This is a genomic window from Rhodococcus sp. BUPNP1 (assembly GCF_002215235.1).
Lineage (GTDB): Bacteria > Actinomycetota > Actinomycetes > Mycobacteriales > Mycobacteriaceae > Rhodococcus.
Genome location: NZ_NERM01000001.1, coordinates 293,675 through 310,546 on the forward strand (window position 1 = coordinate 293,675; position 16,872 = coordinate 310,546).

Sequence of the window (16,872 nt, forward strand, 5' to 3'; positions counted from 1 at the left end):
AGACGTGAGGCGCACAATTCATCCGAGGATGATTTCAACACTCGATGAATTGAGTGGACCATGACCATCGACCCCATTTCCGACGCCGTCGACATCCGCGACCTGCACGTCCGGCGTGGCACCCACCGAGCTCTCGAGGACGTGAGCGTGCGCGTCCCGCGCGGGTCGATCACCGGACTGCTCGGGCCCTCGGGCTGCGGGAAGACCACCCTGATGCGCACGATCGTCGGCACCCAGATCGTCGAATCCGGCACGGTCACGGTGCTGGGCCTGCGCGCGGGCAGCGCCGAACTGCGCCGTCGCATCGGTTACGTCACCCAGTCGCCGAGCGTCTACCCCGACCTGACCGTCACCGAGAACGTCTCCTATTTCGCCTCCCTCTACGGGCGGAAGGGCGCCGCAGTCACCGACACCCTCGCGGCGGTCGGGCTCACCGACCACGCCGACAACCGGACGGCGGCCCTCTCCGGCGGCCAGCTCGGCCGGGTGTCGCTCGCGTGTGCACTCGTGGGCGATCCCGAACTGCTCGTGCTCGACGAACCCACCGTCGGACTCGACCCGTTGCTGCGCGCCGAACTGTGGGAGCACTTCCGCGCACTCGCCGACCGCGGCACCACCCTGCTCGTGTCGAGCCACGTCATGGACGAGGCCGACCACTGCGACGAGCTCGTCCTCCTGCGCGAAGGCCGGCTGGTCGCCCAGCTGACCCCGGCCGAACTGCGCGAACAGACGGGGGAGACGGGCCTCGAGAACGCCTTTCTCCGACTCATCCGGAACCGGACGGGAGCACGACCGTGAGCGCCGTCATCTATGCCACCACGACCACCCGCATCCTGCGTCAGCTGCGAGCCGACCATCGCACCGTCGCGATGATCGTGCTCGTCCCGAGCCTGCTGATGACGCTGTTGTACTTCATGTACCAGAACGCCCCCACCGGTCCGGGCGGAGTCTCGCTGTTCGACCGGATCGCCGTCACGATGCTCGGGATCCTCCCGTTCGTCGTGATGTTCCTGGTCACCTCCATCGCGATGCAACGCGAACGCAGTTCGGGCACCCTCGAACGGCTTCTCACCACACCGCTGACGAAACTCGACCTGCTCGCCGGTTACGGCAGCGCCTTCTCGCTCGCGGCGGCCGTCCAGGCCGGCCTCGCATGTGTGGTGGCCTTCTGGTTGCTCGACGTCACCAGCGCCGGATCGGTGTTGTGGGTGCTGGTCGTCGCGGTTCTCGTCGCCGTCCTCGGGGTCTCCCTGGGGCTGCTGTGCAGCGCCTTCGCCCGCACCGAGTTCCAGGCCGTGCAGTTCATGCCGGTGATCGTCATCCCGCAGTTCCTGCTGTGCGGGCTGCTCGTCGCCCGGGACGATCTGCCCGACTGGCTGCGCTGGATCAGCAACGCACTGCCGTTGAGCTACGCGGTGGAGGCCCTGCAGGAGATCACCGTGAACCCGGGGATCACCGGCGTCATGGTGCGGGATCTGATCGTCGTCGCGGCGTTCGCCGCCGCGGCCCTCGCGCTCGGTGCGGCGACACTGCGCCGCCGCACCCCGTGACGAGCGAGGCCGGGACGCGACGCCCCGGCCGTCGTCCCGGGAACTCGGGCGCGCGCGACGACATCCTCGCGAGCGCCCGGGAACTGTTCGCCGCCAACGGCTTCGACAAGACGACCGTGCGTGCGGTCGCAGCCCGTGCCGGGGTGGACCCGGCACTCGTGCACCACTACTTCGGCACCAAGCTGCAACTGTTCACCGCGTCCATCGCGCTGCCGGTCGATCCGCGCGACGTCCTCGCCCCCGTCTACGCGGCGCCGCCCGAGGATCTCGGTCGTGCCCTCACGACCGCCCTTCTCGGTGTGTGGGACTCCCCACATCGCGACGCGGCCGTGGCGATGTTCCGTGCGCAGATCGCCGGGGGCGACAGCGGTCTGATCCGCTCGTTCCTGCTGGAAGTCGCGCTCGCACCGCTGTTCGAGCGCATCGACCGTCCCGTCGGCACCGGTCGGCTGCGGGCCGAACTGGTGGCCACCCAGATGACCGGGATCATGCTGGTGCGCTACATCATCGGACTCGAACCGCTCGCGTCGATGCCCTCGGAGCAGCTCGTCGGGATCGTCGCCCCCACCGTGCAGCGCTATCTGACCGGCGACCTGCCGGAGACGTGACGGTCGATCGGATCACCACGGCACGACGCCGTGGCGATCGACGAACAGGCCCTCGAGGGTCTCGGCGAGGCAGGCCGTCAGGATGGCGTCGGTGCCCTCCTCCACCGACTGGGTGCCGGAGAAGCCGTTGAGTGCCGTCGCGGTGTACCCCGGGTCCACAGCCACGACACGCACGTCGGGCAATGCCTTGGCGTACATCGTGGTCACCATGTTGAGGGCCGCCTTCGACGAGGTGTACACCAGGCCGGGCAGGGTGGATTCGACCCGCTGCGGATCGGAGGTGACGGCGAACGATCCCATGCCGCTCGACACCATCACCAGCCGAGGTGTCGACGACCGGCGGAGCAGCGGCAGGAAGGTGTGGGTGACGCGGACCGGTCCGAGCAGGTTCACCCCGAAGACCGGGAGGAAGTCGGCGGGAACGGTGTCGACGGGATCGCCGAAGTTGCCGAGGATCCCGGCATTGTTGACGAGCACGTCCAGTCCTGTTGCCGACGTGCTCACGACATTGTGTGCGGCGGTGACGGATTCGTCGTCGGTCACGTCGAGTTCGACGACCCGCAGATCGGCGTCGGGGTGGTCGGCCCGGATCTTCGCGGCGGTCTCCTCGCCGGCGTGGGTGTCGCGCACGCCTATCCAGACGGTATGACCGGCTGCGGCGAGGCGGCGTGAGGTCTCGGAACCCAGTCCACCGGTTGCACCGGTGACGAGAACGGACAGGGACGGTTGCGTGGAATTCTGCGTTGTCATGGATTCCACCATCGGAGCCCGCGGCGGCCCGTGCCAGGACGTGACGATCGTGGGATCGGCGGTCCTACCCATACCGCCGGACCACAGGTCATGCTGGTCGATGTGAGTGTCGATCGCACCGAGCTTGCAGCAGCGCTCCGGCGGGCCCGCGAACGGGTGGATCCGGGCGACGTCGGGTTGCCCTCCGGCCGACGCCGCCGAACTCCGGGGCTCCGCCGCGAGGAGGTCGCGATGCTCGCCGGGATCAGCGTCGACTACGTCGTGCGCCTCGAACAGGGGAGAGGCCCGGTCCCGTCGGTGCAGGTCCTCGGTGCCCTCGCCCGGGCGCTGCGACTCGACCTCGACGGACGGAACCAGCTGTTCCACCTGGCCGGGGTCTCCCCTCCCGGCCCGGGCACGATCGACATGCACGTCCGACCGAGCGTGCTGCGCCTGATCGACCGGTTCGCGGACCTCCCGGTGGTGGTGATGAGCGCGAAAGGGGACGTACTCGCGTGGAACGCGATGGCGTCGGCACTGCACGGCGACTGGTCGGCCGTGGCGCCCGAGCGGCGCAACATCCACCGGCTGCGGTTCCTGCCCGACGACGCGGACCCACCGCTCAGCAGTGTCGGCGGCACGGAGGCGGAGTTCGCGGCGACGGCGCACCAGTCGGTCGCGAGCCTGCGGTCCGCGTCAGCACGTTATCCCCGTGATTCGGGACTGCAGGAGCTGATCGACGAATTGCGGAGCGGGTCCGAGCACTTCGCGGAGCTCTGGGCGACGGCCGAGCCGGGAGGGTGGCGCACGCACACCAAGACCGTGAACCACCCGGCCCTGGGGCCGATCGTCCTCGATTGCGACACCCTGCACGTGCCCGACGTCGACCAATCCGTCATCGTCTACTCGGCCGCGCCCGGTACCCCTGCCGCGGAGTCGCTCGCGTTGCTGCGCGTGGTGGGTACGCAGCAGTGGGGCGGTACGCAACAGTGGGGCGCCGAGTCGTCCCGCCCGTAGGGACCTGCGGTCGTACTCAGGCGCGGGATGCGTGCTCGCGCAGGAAGGCGATGTCGTCGGCGAGTCCCTCCGCCGGGGTCTCGAGCACGATCGGTGCGTCGGCCGCCACCGCGATCTCCGCCAGCAACTGCGGATCGATCTGCCCGTCGGCGAGATTGGCGTGCCGGTCGCGGGCCGAATCGAACTCGTCACGCGAATTGTTCAGGTGCACCAGATCGATCCGCCCGGTGACCGCACGCACCCGTTCGACGACACCGACGAGATCCTCCCCGGCCGCCCAGGCATGGCAGGTGTCGAGGCAGAAGCCGGGACCGTAGTCGCCGATGGCGTCCCACAGACGTCCGATCGCGTCGATGTAGCGGGCCATCGCGAAGTCGCCGCCCGCGGTGTTCTCGACGAGGATCGGCACTCCGAAGCCGCCCTTGTCCTCCTGCCGTTCGAACAGCTTGCGCCAGTTCTCGACCCCGGCGGCGACGTCCTCACCGGCGCGCACGTGCCCACCGTGGACCACCAGCCCGAGCGCACCGATCCGCGCGGCCGCCTCGGCGTGGTCGGCGACGGCCTTGCGCGACGGCATCCGCACCCTGTTGTTCAGGCTCGCCACGTTGATGACGTACGGCGAGTGCACGACCACGTCGACGTCCGACGCGAGGATCTCCTCGGTGCGCGGATGCTCACCGGGCTTCGTCCACTTCTGCGGGTCCGACAGGAACACCTGCACCAGATCGGCACCGAGATGTTCGCCCTGACCGATGGGATCGTCGTCCTGCCGGACGTGCGCACCTATCCGCATGTGCCACAGGTTAGGCCAGTGTCCCGCCGACCGGGACCGCAATACCCGGACGTGCCCGGAATCTGCTCGACTCCTCGCATGGGCACACTCGAAGGCGGCACACTCGACGGCAGGATCGCGCTGATCACCGGCGCGGGGCAGGGGATCGGTCAGGGGGTCGCGTTCGCGCTGGCCCGCGAAGGAGTGGCCATCGCGGTCACCGGCCGGACCGAATCGAAGCTGGTCGACACCGCCGAGCAGATCCGCGCCTTCGGTGGCACCGCGGAGCCGGTCGTGTGCGACATCGCCGATCCGGATGCGATCGCCGCCGCGGTGGACCGGACGGTCTCGGTCTTCGGTGGTGTCGACATCCTCGTCAACAACGCGAGCTTCAATCCGCTCGGGCCGCTGCTCGACCTGAAGCCGGCGGTGCTGGAGAAGGCGTACCGCTCGGGTCCGCTCGCGGCGCTGCACGCCATGCAGCTCGTCCACCCGATCATGAAGGAACGCGGCGGCGGATCGATCGTCAACATGGTCACTTCCGCGGCAGTGCGCTGGGACATGAGCGGCTACGGCGGTTACGCCTCGACCAAGGAGGCGCTGCGGTCGCTCACCCGCACCGCGGCCTCGGAATGGGGGATCGACGGCATCCGCGTCAACGCCATCGCCCCGCACGCCCTGTCGCCGGGCCTGAAGTGGTGGACGGAGACGAACCCGGAGGAAGCCGCCGAGTTCGTGGAATCCATCCCGCTCCGCCGCATCGGCGACCCCGAGGAGGACATCGGACGCGCCGTGGCGTGGATTGTGAGCGACGACGCACGCTATCTCACCGGCGCGACGATCCCGCTGGACGGAGGCCAGGCACGCTGGGCCTGAGCCACCCCTGCGGCATACGCCCGTATCCCCGAATCGAAGATCGGGGTCCTCCCCGATGGTGCAGTGGTCCCGGCACCGGGAAGATGGGTGCATGCCACTGCACTCGGCCCCAGCAGCCCGCGCCCAGGACCTGAAGAAGATCTACGGCACCGGAGAAACCGCGGTACACGCCCTCGACGGTGTGACCGCGGATTTCGCCGCCGGTGAGTTCACCGCGATCATGGGTCCCTCCGGATCGGGCAAGTCGACTCTCATGCACTGCCTCGCAGGTCTCGACAGCGCGACCTCCGGAGCGGTCTTCATCGGCGACACCGATCTGACGACCCTGTCCGACAAGGGGATGACCCAGCTGCGGCGCGACCGCATCGGCTTCGTCTTCCAGGCGTTCAACCTCGTCCCCACCCTCACCGCGCTCGAGAACATCACCCTCCCGGTGGACATCGCGGGCCGCAAGGTCGATCAGGAATGGCTCGACACCGTCGTCACCCGGCTCGGTCTCACCGACCGTCTCGGACACCGCCCCGGCGAACTGTCCGGTGGCCAGCAGCAGCGTGTCGCGTGCGCGCGTGCCCTCGCGGGCCGGCCCGAGATCATCTTCGGCGACGAGCCGACCGGCAACCTCGACTCCCGTTCGTCCGGTGAGGTGCTGTCCATCCTGAGGGCGGCCGTCGACGAGTTCGACCAGACCGTCGTGATCGTCACCCACGACCCGCGCGCCGCCGGCTACGCCGACCGCGTGGTGTTCCTCGCCGACGGACGCATCGTCGACGAGATGCGCGAACCGACGGCCGAACGAGTGCTCGACCGGATGAAGCAGTTCGATCCCGCCTCCGCGGCTCCCGTGGCGGAATAGGAGACACCGCGATGAGTGGGAATCCCATCCGCAGGGTTGCCCTGCGCAATCTCGCCGCACACAAGGTGCGGCTCGCCCTGACCGTGCTCTCCGTGGTGCTCGGCACGGCCTTCATCACTGGTTCGTTCGTCTTCACCGACACGCTGCAGCGCACCTTCGACGACATCTTCGGCGACGTCGCCCAGGGTGTCGACGTCCGCGTCAGCACCGAGCAGTACGGCACCAGCGGTGTCCCGATCGACGCCGTCGACCAGGTCGCCGCCCTCCCCGGCGTCGAGCGCACGTCCCCGTCGATCGGTGGCGGCATCATCGTCCTCGACTCCGAGGGCGCCGCGATCCAGACCGGAGGCGCACCCGCCGAGGGCTACGCCTACATCCCGCCCGACCGTCTCGTCGGCGATCCGGAGACCTTCGTGGCCGGTGGACCGCCGGCGGAGAGCGGGCAGATCGCGCTCAACGAGAGCGCGGCCGAACGCGGTGATCTCTCGATCGGCGACAGCACGACCGTGCTCACCATCTCGCAGGGCATGGTGCCGGTGACCGTCAGCGGCATCTACGAACTCGAGACCGACACCGGCGGCTACATCGGTGCGTTGTTCACCGAGGAACAGGCCTCACAGCTGTTCACCGACGGCCGGCACGTCGGCTTCCTCGACGTCGCAGGCGACGGTTCGCTCTCGCCCGAGCAGCTGCGCGACGAGATCGCGGCGGCGCTGCCCGATCTGAAGGTGCAGACCGGAGCCGAGGTCACCGAGGAGACCAAGTCGCAGGTCGCCGAGGCCCTGAACTTCCTCAATTACTTCCTGCTCGCGTTCGGTGCGATCGCACTGCTCGTCGGCACGTTCATCATCTACAACACCTTCTCGATGATCGTCGCCCAGCGACTGCGCGAACTCGCCCTGCTCCGCGCGATCGGCGCGAGCCGCAAGCAGGTCGGCCGGTCGGTCACCCTCGAGGCCTTCGTCGTCGGCCTGATCGGCAGCATCATCGGTATCGCCGCGGGCGTCGCGCTCGCCTACGGTCTGCGTGCGGCACTGAACGCCGCGGATCTCGGACTGCCGTCGGGCCCGCTGCAGTTGTCCCCGCGCACCGTGATCGTCGCGCTGCTCGTCGGCGTGGTCGTGACGATGGTCAGCGCCTACGCCCCGGCGCGGCGCGCGACCCACGTTCCGCCCGTCGCCGCGATGCGCGAGGAATCCACGGCGACCGTCGAATCGCTGCGCATCCGCACGATCATCGGTGTGCTCTGCGCGATCGTCGGTGCGGCGCTCGTCGTGGTGGGCGCACAGCAGGTCGGTGGCGGCGCGGCCGCGACCGTCGGCATCGGTGCCTTCCTGCTGATCCTGTCGGTGCTGCTCGCGGCACCGGCGTTGTCCCGGCCCGTCGTGAACGCGCTCGGCGCGGTCTTCGCCCGGCCCTTCGGGGCGATCGGCCGGCTCGCGCGTACCAACGCGACCCGCAATCCCCGTCGCACCGCCGCGACCGCCTTCGCCCTCACCCTGGGGCTGATGCTCGTCTCCGTCATCGGTGTGTTCGGGTCGTCGGCGAAGGCCAGTGTCGACGCGCTCGTCGACAACGGTGTCGAAGCGGACTTCATGCTCACCGGGCCGCAGATGTTCGGCGTCCCGGCCCCCGCCGCCGAGGCGGTCCGCGGGGTGGACGGCATCGAGGAGGTCGTGCCCGCCTACGGGGTGCAGGCCAAGATCGACGAGGACTTCGAGTTCGGCACCGGAGCGGGCGGACCCCTCCAGGACGTTCTCGACCTGGACATGGTCGCGGGTGCCTTCGAGGTGACCGGGAACGAGATCCTGGTCTCGCAGACCTCGGCGGACGACCGGGGCTGGGAGGTGGGCTCCACCGTTCCGCTCACCAGCCGCGACGGCGACACCGTCGACACCACGGTCGCCGGCATCTTCGCCGACAACCAGCTGATCGGTCCGTGGGTCGTCTCGCAGCAGCTGTTCGAGCAGTTCACGCCGCCGAACAACCGGTCGGCGCTCGTCGTCCTCATGAACACCGTCGACGGTGCCGATCCGGAGACCGTGCGTGCGTCGATCGAAGAGGCCGTCAAGGACTACGTGATCGTGCAGGTCCTCGACCGTGAGCAGTTCAAGGGTCAGCAGGCGCAGCAGATCGACATGCTCCTCGCGATCCTCTACGGCCTGCTCGCCCTCGCCGTGGTCATCGCCATCCTCGGCATCGTCAACACCCTCGCGCTGTCGGTGGTGGAACGGCGGCGGGAGATCGGCATGCTCCGCGCCGTCGGTATGCAACGCGCCCAGGTGCGTCGCACGATCTACCTCGAGTCGCTGCTCATCGCGGTCTTCGGTGCGGTCGTGGGTGTCGTGCTCGGTCTCGCGTTCGGCTGGGCGTTCGTACGCACCCTCGCCGATCAGGGACTCGACATCATCTCGGTGCCGTGGTCGCAGGTCGTCGGCATGCTCGTCGCGTCGGGCATCATCGGTGTCCTCGCGGCGCTGTGGCCCGGTCAGCGTGCGGCGAAGACACCGCCGCTCGAGGCGATCAGCGACATGTAGGCAGAAAGTGCCTGTGGGACACGAGTTGTCCACAGGCAGTGGAGTTGTCCACAGCGACCGGCCCGCGGAGCATTCCGCGGGCCGGTCGTCGTCGGTGCCCCTTATGCTTCCGCGGCAGGGGGTGGTGGTGTGCAGGTGGACGATCTGGCGGGATGGGATCCGGATGCGCTCGAGCGCACGGCGACCGAGCTCGCGGCATGTGCCGACGCCGTCGACGCCGTGGCCGGCGACGTCGTGCGGTCGGCGTCCTTCGACGACGCCTGGAGCGGTGCGGCGCATGACGGAGCGACGTCCGCATTCGCCTCGTACGGGCGAGATCTCGGGGCGCAAGCCGAGGCGTATCGGCGCGTGTCCGCGTGTGCGCGGTTCGTCGTGCCGCGACTGAGGGCACTGCACGCCGAACTGGGCGAGTTGCAGGCCAGGGCCGCCGTACGCGGTTTCCCTCTCGACGACGACGAGCTGCTCGCGGCCTCGCTGCGATCGCTGCTCGTCCGCGTCGACGGGCTCGACCGCGAGGCCGCCGCTCGCCTGAGCACCGAATCCGAGCCACCGGCAACGGTTCTCGGCGAACAGGATCTCCTCCACACCGCGCTTCCGCGATCCGGATCGACGACGCTGCCGACCCTGCCGGACCCGGCCACCGATCCCGTGCAGGTCGCGCAGTGGTGGAACGGTCTCGACGACACGGCACGCACCGCGCTGGTCGCCGAACATCCCGAACGGATCGGCGCCCTCGACGGACTACCCGCTGCGGCTCGCGATCTCGCCAATCGTGCCCTGCTCGACGACGAACGCCGCCGCCTCGAATCCGTCGCGACGCAATTGCGGGCCGAGCTCGACGCGATGTTCCTCGGTGGCACCGTGATCGACCCTCTCGGCGTCACCGGACTGTTCACCGACGCCGATGCCGGGCTCGAACAGACAGTGCGGAAGATCGAGGCCCTCGACGCGATCGACGCGACCCTCGCCCACGGCGACCGGCAACTGATCGCCCTCGACCTGTCCGGACGCGAAGCGATGGCGGCGGTGGCCGTCGGGGACGTCGACACCGCCGACCACCTGGCCGTCTTCGTCCCCGGCGCCGGCTCGACCGTGCAGGGCAATCTGCAGGGTTACGACGCGCAGGTCGCGGCGCTGCGCGACTCCGCTCGGCTCCACCTCACCGGCGGCGATCCCTCCGTCGCGGCGGTCACCTGGCTGAATTACCAGGCGCCCCACTGGGGATGGGGTCTCGCGTTCACCGAGCGCAGTCCGGTCTCCGACCTCGCCGCCCGAATCGCCGCGCCTCGCCTGGTCGACTTCCTCGACGGCATCGCGGCCTCGCGCCCCGACGACCCGCGTATCACCACGGTCGGGCATTCGTACGGGGCCGTCGTCTCCGGTTTGGCGCTGAGGGAGACCGGTGCGGTCGACGCCGCGGTGTTCGTCGGGGCTCCCGGGATCGGGACCGGCGACGTGACCGACCTGCGGATCCCGCCCGGCTCCGCCTATCTCGTCGAAGCCGAATGCGACATCGTCGCCGACGTCGGAACCTTCGGCGGCGACCCGAGCTTCCTCGCCGGCCTGACGCATCTTCCCGCCGGTCCCGGCACCACGCCCGCCGGAGTCCCGCTCGCGGGCATCACCGGCCACAGCTCCTATCTCACTCCCGGAACGTCGAGTTCCCACCACATCGCCGGTGTCGTCGCGGGCACCGCAGAACGGAGTACGCCGTGATCTCTGCGTGGAGTTCCCGGCTCGGGGTGTGCGTCGTCGTTCCGGCAGCACTGCTCGCCGCCTGCACCACCACGGTGACACCGGTCGCGATGCCCGAACCGGTCGCCACGACCAGCGCGGGTGCGGTCGAGTTCTACACCGCCGTGCAGCGCGACGTCCTCACGGCACTGTCCGCCGAGTTCCCCGGCGTTCGATTCGAACCGAAGTACGCGAGCACCACCGCGGGATGCACGCTGCCCGACGGCACCTCGGGCCTGACGGTGCACCTCCCGATCCACGGCTCGGGCAGGCCGGTGCCGGTCGACGAACTCGACCGCGCTGCCCGGGTCTTCGAGGACACCGCCGCGCGGGCGGGCTTCCACGGTCGCCATGTGCTGCCCCCGGACACAGGTTTCGCGGTCCGGATGTTCGCCGCCGACGGCTCGTACATCACCTTCGGCAGTTACGTCGCCGCGACCGTCGGACTCACCGTCGGTTGTTACCGGGAGTAAGCGCGGGTGTCGGTTAGGCTCATCCGAGCGACGGCCGCTCGGGCCGTCGTGATTCGTGCTGGCAGCCGTGGAGGGACGAACAGATGCGCCCGATGCTCGGCATCTCCGTCGACGACGGTGAAGTGTGCGCGGTCCTGGTCGATGCCGACGTGCCGAGTCTCGGTCCGTTCGACTCCCAGCGAGGTTTCGGCGCACCCGGGGACACACCGGCCGAGGCCGCCGCTGCTGCCGCCTCCGCCATGGCGGAACGTGCCGCCGCAGCGTCGCTGACCCTGTCCGCGGCCGCGGTGGTGACCGGTCCCGAGAACGACGAGGACGCCGCACCGGTCACCGAGGCGGTGCGGGCCGTGCTCGGTATCGACGTCGACACGGTCCTGCTCGACGACGCGCGACTGGCCTTCCTCGCCGGCGCACCCGAACTCGCGGAACTGCCGGTCCTGGCTCTGCACACCCGCACCTACGGCGTCGAATCGGCTTCGATGGTCGACGTCCCCTCGCGCACGGTGTTGTCCACGGTCAGCCCCGACGGCGACGAGTTCGGTCCCTACACACAGTCCCTGCCCGAGGCGATGGACGAAGCGGTCGCCCGCGCCGGAACCTCGCCCGACGCCGTGGTCTTCCTCGATCTGCGTCCCGGCGACGCCCGTCCGGCACGGGAACTCGCCACCGTCCTCGGTGTTCCCTTCGTGACTCCGCACGGAGTGCCCTGGCACCGCGCGACCGGTGCCGCACTCGTCGCATCCGCCCGCCGTGCCCCGACGGTCGTCGCCGCGCCCACGAACCGTCGTCGCGGCACCGTCCTGCTGGCCACGCTCGTCGCGCTCGTCGCCCTGCTGGGTGGGGGACTGGCCGTCGCGGTGAGCAGCGGTGTGCAGGCGGAACGCTCCGCGCCCGGTCTGCAGACCGCCGTGGCGCCCCCGCCGTCTCCGGTGCCGTCGCCCGACCGCACACCCGTCGCCGACCCGTGCTCCGAGGCGCGACCGGCATCGTGGCCGGCCCGCGCGTCCGATCCGGTCGACCCGGTGCCGACGCCCGAGACGCCCACCGAGATCCCCTGCGGCAGCGCGCCTCCCACCGCTCCGTGAGCGGCCGGTGATCGGACGCGACTCTCAGGTGCGCAGCGCCGAAAGGCGCATCCCTCAGGCGCGCAGTGCCCGACCGGCGCGCGTCAGCGCTTCCGCATCGGATGCGACGACGACGTCGGCGAACCGCTCGCGGTAGTCGCCGAGGTCGTCGCCGACCGAACCGACCACCGCGACCACCGGAACGTCGCCGCAGCGCGCGAGGATCGCCGAGACGATCTTGCCCGCCCGCGACTGGCCGTCGAGCCGTCCCTCGCCGACCACCACGAGATCGGCGGTGCGCACGGCGTCGTCGAATCCCACTGCGTCGAGCACGAAGTCGGCGCCCGACCGCAGTTCGGCGCCGAACCGCGACCACATCCCACCGGAGAAACCACCGGCCGCTCCCGAGCCGTCGACTTCCCGCGGGTCGCGGGGGAGCGTCAGTGCCGTCTCCTCGAGGCGGCGCGTGAGCAGCGCGACGGCCGCCGCGTCGGCGCCCTTCTGCGGCCCGAAGATCCGTGCCGCATCGGTGTAGCGGGTCGTCACGTCGGACAGCACGGTCACGCGGGCGTCGCCGAGGCCACCCCGCTCGTCGATCGCGGCGATCGCACCCGCACCACCGTCGGTCGTCGCCGACCCACCGGCCGCGACGACGATGTGCCGTGCTCCGCGCCGAACGGTTTCGGCCATGACCATCCCGGTGCCGTAGGTGTCGGCGGTGACGGCGTCGCGCAGACCGTCGTGCGGAGTGGTGATGCCGCTCGCCGTCGCGAGTTCGACGACCGCCGTGCCGTCCGCCGACATCCCCAGCAGCCCGCGGCACGGTGCCCGCCAGGGGTTCACGGCCTCGACCTCGATCCGGGCGAGACCGAGCGGCCCGGCGAGCGCGTCGAGGGTGCCCTCGCCACCGTCCGCAACGGGCATCCGGATCGCGGTCTGTCCGGTGCTCTCCGCCCCGGAAGCGATCGCGTCGGCGACCTCGACGGCGGTGTAGGTGCCCTTGAAGCTGTCGGGGGCGATCAGGATGCGGGTCACCGGAGCACCCAGTCGAAGGCCTCGGCCTTGGACCGGGCACCCTGCCGGGCACGCGACCGGTTCGGTTCGTCCAGTTCGGCGACGATGTCCTCGCCGAGGCGGACCAGGGAGCGGAAGACCTCCGGATCCAGCCACGACGGACGGGTCGCGAACAGCAGGTCCTCGCTCGCGGTGTTGCCGCTCGCGCCCGGTGCGAACGGACATCCGCCCAGGCCGGCGAGTGCGCCGTCGACGACGGTCGCCCCGGCGTCGATCGCGGCGAGGCTGTTGGCGACACCGAGACCCCACGTGTCGTGACCGTGGTAGACGATCCGCCGGTCGGGGGATTCGGCGGCCAGCCTCGCGACCAGCGACGACACCTGGCCGGGCACGGCCTGACCCAGGGTGTCGGCGACGACGATGTCGGCGGCTCCGTCCGTGCGCGGGTCGCACGCGATCTCCACGACCCGGTCGGGGTCGACCGGCCCGTCGAACGGGCACGTGAACGACGTGGCCAGGCACAACTGGATGCTGCCGCCGGCGGCGTGGGCGCGTTCGATCGCCGCCGGCATCGCGGCGATGCTGTCCTCGGTGTCGCGGCCGATGTTGGCGCGGTTGTGGGCGTCGGAGACCGAGAAGCAGTACTGGAACCGTCGGGCACCGGCTGCGATCGCCTTCTCGACGTGGCGCGGGGTGGCGACCCAGATCCAGCAGCGGTCGAGTTCCTCCTCGGTCAGCGCCGCCACGAGGTCGAGGGTGTTCGCCATCGGCGGCACGAGGTCGGCGCGTGCCAGGGACCCGATCTCGAGTTCGGGCACGCCCGCTGCGAGCAGCGCCCGGACGATCTCCATCTTGCGTTCGGTGGGGAGCAGTTTGCCGGTCAGTTGCAGTCCGTCGCGCAGCGTCACGTCCCGCAGGATCACGTCCGTGCGTGTTCGGTCACTCGTCGGTCCCGTCACTGTTTTGCGCCTCCCCGTCGTGTTCCTGCCGACCCCACCGTCTCGAACCGCACCAGTATGCCCCGGTCACCGTGGGGGCACGATCCGTCGACACACCGATGGACTTTCGCGAGGACTGTGACAGATGACACTATCCTCACCGTTCTGATCGTGAATTGCCGGAAGGTGCAGGGAAATGGCTTCGGTCCTGGGAAAAGTACTGCTCTGGATCGCTCTGCTGGGGGGACTGGCCGGGGCGGTGATCGCCGTGTGGGCGCTGCACGTGAACGGGCTGGTGGCCTCGCTCATCGTCGCGTCGGTGACGGGACTCGTCCTGCTGCGGCTGCGTCCGGAGGCGCGTGACGACTCCGACTCCGACATTGCGCTCACCTGAGCGGTCGACACTGCGCTCACCTGACGGGAAACAGGGCGTTCGGACTGTAGGGTGAGAACCGGCGTCCGGGTCGAGGACGCCTCGCGTGGACGCGCTGCACGAGCGCGGCGTCGACGCCGGAGAGGGGGCCCGCGGCCTCCGCCGGGCGTGGAAGAGGAGCATCGGTCAGTGTCGCTGTGGTCTCGTGCCTTGTCGTCGGACGAACTCGACAGTCGTCGCTGGGTGGATCTGATGCCGTGGATCGACCGCTACGGATCGGCCCGCACCGCCGCCCTCGGGGCGCTCGTGTCGTCGCCCCGCTGGTGGGAGAACGAGTCGCCCGCCGAGACCTGCGAGCACACCGAGATCCCCGAGCTGTGCGCCGAACTCGCCCACATCTACGTCACCGACCACCCGGAGCTACGCTTCGCGGACGGTCTGCTGCGTGAGGACGAAGTGCCCGTGGCCGCACTCGATCTCGGTCCGGCCGCCGCGACCCTCGTCGCGCGCCTTCCGCACGCACCCACCACCGCCGAGTTGTTCAGTCGCAGTCCGGCCGATCTGCTCGGGATCCGCGGCGCCGACCGCGACGCGGTGGAGGAGATCGTCTGCGCCGCGCTCGTCGCGACGGTGCTCCGCGAACCGGCCACCCTCGAAGCCGATCCGCGTGCCGCGCGGGTGCCCGCCGCGGCGCTGCTCCTCGACGACCTGGCGGCGTTGGCGCGGTGGAGTCGCGTGTGCGGCCGCGACGATGCTCCTCTCCTGCAGGCCGTGATCGACGACGGGGCGCCGGAGGAGATCCAGGACGCCGCGGCCCGGTTGCGGGCACTCACCGCCCGCGACCTGCCGGTGGCGGCGCCGGCCGATCCGATCGCCGAACTCACCGACTACCTGAAGGGCTTGCCCGACGCGGAACGCACGGCCCTGCGCCGCCGCGTCCACGACGGCGTCGACGACCCGGCCGCGCCGTCCACCTTCCCGTTCGGCACGGCGGTCGGCGACCTGCTCGCGGCATTGCGCGTCGACGTGCGGCCGGTGGCGGCCTTCGACCGGATGGTGCGCACCCATCCGGTGCTGGGCCGGACCGTCCCGGGTTTCGACGTGCCCCTGTGGCGGGTGCTGCACCGCCTCGACGACCGTTTCGAGGTCGCGGACGGGTGGATCGCGGTACCGGACCTGCCCGACGCCGAGAAGCAGACCCGCGGACTGCTCTCGGAGTTCGAATCACCGAACGGTGTGGTCGAGCCCGCTGCCGTGAAGGCCGTGTGGTCGCTTCCCGACGACGAGTTCGAGGCGTGGACCCGGTACTGCGGGACGACGACCTTCGAAGGCCGTCTGCTGTCCCCGCCGGACGGACTCGCCGGTCGCGCCGCTCAGGTCCTCGAGGTGCTCGGCGACCCGCTGACCGCCGACACGCTCGTGGCGCGCATGGGGGTCAACGCCGACGTCCACACCCTCGTCTCCGAACTCGCCGACGACGAGCGCTTCACGTCCGACGGTGAACGCTGGGCGCTGGCCGAGTGGGACGTCGACGTGGTCACCGCCATCCGCACGCGCATCGCACGGCTGGTCGATTCCCGCGGCGGAAGTGCCGATCGCGACATGGTGGTCGCCGCACTCGTCGACCGGTTCGGCATCTCCGAGGATTCCGCCCGTACGTTCACGGCCGGAGGAGATTTCGAGGTCGTCGACGGCCGTGTCCGGCGTCGTCACCGCGCGCACGTCCCGATCGCCGTCCCCGAGCGCACGCGCCGCCTCTACCGGTTGGGCGAGGCCTGGCGCCTGCGGATCCCCGCGACCCGCGACCACCTGCGGGGAGCCGAGTTCACGGTTCCGTCCGCCGTCGCGGCGATCGCCGGGTGCGCGCCGGGTGGGCACGTGGTGCTCCCGTCCCGCCTGGGCGGGCAGACCCTGCGCTGGACGGGACCGGTGCCGCGTCTGTCGTCGATCCGCCGGTTCCTCGAGGACGTCGGGGTGGAGGAGGACAACGAGCTGCTGCTCGAGGTCCGCACCGACGGCCGGTTCGACGTCCTGCCGCTGCGCACCGTCGCCGACAACGCCGAACCGTTGCGCAAGGCGCTCTCGCTCATCGGCCACACCGAACCGGAGACCGTCCCCGAGGAACGGATCGCGTCGGCGCTGGCGTCCGCTCTCGGCCTCGACGGGGAGTCGCGCCCGCGCCGGATCCTGTCGGCCTACCGGGCCCGCAGGGAGACCGAAGTGGTGGCCCTGCTCGAACAAGCCTGGGTCCGCGTCCCGAACTGAGCGGAAAATGGGTCCGCGTCCCGAACCGAGCGGGAAATGGGTCCGCGTCCCGAACCGACCCGGAAGACG

At 70.4% G+C, this 16,872-nt stretch carries 16 protein-coding genes; 12 read left to right on the plus strand and 4 right to left on the minus strand.

The window, feature by feature from the left end; all coding sequences use genetic code 11:
• Window positions 1-60 precede the first annotated feature (60 nt).
• From B9C99_RS01285 to B9C99_RS01295, 3 genes are read left to right on the plus strand one after another with little or no spacing between them, the layout of a single operon-like run.
• Window positions 61-798, plus strand: a complete 738-nt coding sequence (locus tag B9C99_RS01285; RefSeq protein WP_088896714.1) for an ABC transporter ATP-binding protein — start codon at window positions 61-63, stop codon at window positions 796-798.
• Window positions 795-1,550, plus strand: coding sequence for an ABC transporter permease (locus B9C99_RS01290; RefSeq protein WP_016691978.1), 756 nt, complete (start codon window positions 795-797; stop codon window positions 1,548-1,550). The genes B9C99_RS01285 and B9C99_RS01290 overlap by 4 nt, the downstream gene beginning before the upstream one ends.
• Complete coding sequence (locus tag B9C99_RS01295) at window positions 1,547-2,158, plus strand: TetR family transcriptional regulator (RefSeq protein WP_016691977.1); 612 nt, start codon at window positions 1,547-1,549, stop codon at window positions 2,156-2,158. Before B9C99_RS01290 ends, B9C99_RS01295 begins: the two co-directional genes overlap by 4 nt.
• A 12-nt stretch (window positions 2,159-2,170) precedes the next feature.
• On the opposite strand, the gene B9C99_RS01300 is transcribed toward B9C99_RS01295, so the two are convergent.
• Window positions 2,171-2,908: an SDR family NAD(P)-dependent oxidoreductase gene (locus tag B9C99_RS01300; RefSeq protein WP_253249932.1), complete on the minus strand. Its 738-nt coding sequence runs from the start codon at window positions 2,906-2,908 to the stop codon at window positions 2,171-2,173.
• Window positions 2,909-3,010: 102 nt separating this feature from the next.
• On the opposite strand from B9C99_RS01300, the gene B9C99_RS01305 reads away from it, so the two are divergent.
• Window positions 3,011-3,904 (plus strand): helix-turn-helix transcriptional regulator, encoded by an 894-nt coding sequence (locus B9C99_RS01305; protein WP_253249933.1) that lies wholly within the window; start codon window positions 3,011-3,013, stop codon window positions 3,902-3,904.
• Between the two features lie 16 nt (window positions 3,905-3,920).
• On the opposite strand, the gene B9C99_RS01310 is transcribed toward B9C99_RS01305, so the two are convergent.
• Window positions 3,921-4,697, minus strand: coding sequence for a deoxyribonuclease IV (locus tag B9C99_RS01310; protein ID WP_016691974.1), 777 nt, complete (start codon window positions 4,695-4,697; stop codon window positions 3,921-3,923).
• A 78-nt stretch (window positions 4,698-4,775) separates the two neighbouring features.
• On the opposite strand from B9C99_RS01310, the gene B9C99_RS01315 reads away from it, so the two are divergent.
• The 6 genes from B9C99_RS01315 (at window position 4,776) to B9C99_RS01340 (ending at window position 12,234) form a co-directional block, all read left to right on the plus strand.
• Window positions 4,776-5,552: an SDR family NAD(P)-dependent oxidoreductase gene (locus tag B9C99_RS01315; protein WP_016691973.1), complete on the plus strand. Its 777-nt coding sequence runs from the start codon at window positions 4,776-4,778 to the stop codon at window positions 5,550-5,552.
• Window positions 5,553-5,643: 91 nt separating this feature from the next.
• Window positions 5,644-6,405 (plus strand): ABC transporter ATP-binding protein, encoded by a 762-nt coding sequence (locus B9C99_RS01320; protein ID WP_026061094.1) that lies wholly within the window; start codon window positions 5,644-5,646, stop codon window positions 6,403-6,405.
• An 11-nt stretch (window positions 6,406-6,416) separates the two neighbouring features.
• Window positions 6,417-8,942, plus strand: coding sequence for an ABC transporter permease (locus tag B9C99_RS01325; protein WP_088896717.1), 2,526 nt, complete (start codon window positions 6,417-6,419; stop codon window positions 8,940-8,942).
• Window positions 8,943-9,077: 135 nt separating this feature from the next.
• Complete coding sequence (locus B9C99_RS01330; RefSeq protein WP_253249934.1) at window positions 9,078-10,658, plus strand: alpha/beta hydrolase; 1,581 nt, start codon at window positions 9,078-9,080, stop codon at window positions 10,656-10,658.
• The gene (locus B9C99_RS01335) at window positions 10,655-11,149 is read left to right on the plus strand and encodes an LppA family lipoprotein (protein ID WP_088896719.1); all 495 of its coding nucleotides are present in this window, start codon (window positions 10,655-10,657) and stop codon (window positions 11,147-11,149) included. Before B9C99_RS01330 ends, B9C99_RS01335 begins: the two co-directional genes overlap by 4 nt.
• An 83-nt stretch (window positions 11,150-11,232) precedes the next feature.
• On the plus strand, window positions 11,233-12,234 hold the full coding sequence (locus tag B9C99_RS01340) for a hypothetical protein (RefSeq protein ID WP_016691968.1): 1,002 nt from the start codon (window positions 11,233-11,235) through the stop codon (window positions 12,232-12,234).
• A gap of 54 nt (window positions 12,235-12,288) precedes the next feature.
• On the opposite strand, the gene B9C99_RS01345 is transcribed toward B9C99_RS01340, so the two are convergent.
• Entirely contained in the window at window positions 12,289-13,248 is a 960-nt protein-coding gene (locus B9C99_RS01345) for a glycerate kinase (RefSeq protein ID WP_088896720.1), read from the minus strand.
• Entirely contained in the window at window positions 13,245-14,150 is a 906-nt protein-coding gene (locus B9C99_RS01350; RefSeq protein ID WP_088896721.1) for a hydroxymethylglutaryl-CoA lyase, read from the minus strand. Before B9C99_RS01350 ends, B9C99_RS01345 begins: the two co-directional genes overlap by 4 nt.
• A gap of 211 nt (window positions 14,151-14,361) precedes the next feature.
• On the opposite strand from B9C99_RS01350, the gene B9C99_RS01355 reads away from it, so the two are divergent.
• Window positions 14,362-14,559, plus strand: a complete 198-nt coding sequence (locus B9C99_RS01355; protein ID WP_059382923.1) for a hypothetical protein — start codon at window positions 14,362-14,364, stop codon at window positions 14,557-14,559.
• A gap of 168 nt (window positions 14,560-14,727) precedes the next feature.
• Entirely contained in the window at window positions 14,728-16,803 is a 2,076-nt protein-coding gene (locus B9C99_RS01360) for a hypothetical protein (RefSeq protein ID WP_088896722.1), read from the plus strand.
• Window positions 16,804-16,872: the final 69 nt, after the last annotated feature.

Bases quoted from the DNA above. Each gene is read 5' to 3' on its own strand.
- B9C99_RS01355 (WP_059382923.1), top strand. From the start codon at position 14,362: ATGGCTTCGGTCCTGGGAAAAGTACTGCTCTGGATCGCTCTGCTGGGG.
- B9C99_RS01285 (WP_088896714.1), top strand. From the start codon at position 61: ATGACCATCGACCCCATTTCCGACGCCGTCGACATCCGCGACCTGCAC.
- B9C99_RS01300 (WP_253249932.1), bottom strand. From the start codon at position 2,908: ATGACAACGCAGAATTCCACGCAACCGTCCCTGTCCGTTCTCGTCACC.
- B9C99_RS01315 (WP_016691973.1), top strand. From the start codon at position 4,776: ATGGGCACACTCGAAGGCGGCACACTCGACGGCAGGATCGCGCTGATC.
- B9C99_RS01325 (WP_088896717.1), top strand. From the start codon at position 6,417: ATGAGTGGGAATCCCATCCGCAGGGTTGCCCTGCGCAATCTCGCCGCA.
- B9C99_RS01310 (WP_016691974.1), bottom strand. From the start codon at position 4,697: ATGCGGATAGGTGCGCACGTCCGGCAGGACGACGATCCCATCGGTCAG.
- B9C99_RS01340 (WP_016691968.1), top strand. From the start codon at position 11,233: ATGCGCCCGATGCTCGGCATCTCCGTCGACGACGGTGAAGTGTGCGCG.
- B9C99_RS01320 (WP_026061094.1), top strand. From the start codon at position 5,644: ATGCCACTGCACTCGGCCCCAGCAGCCCGCGCCCAGGACCTGAAGAAG.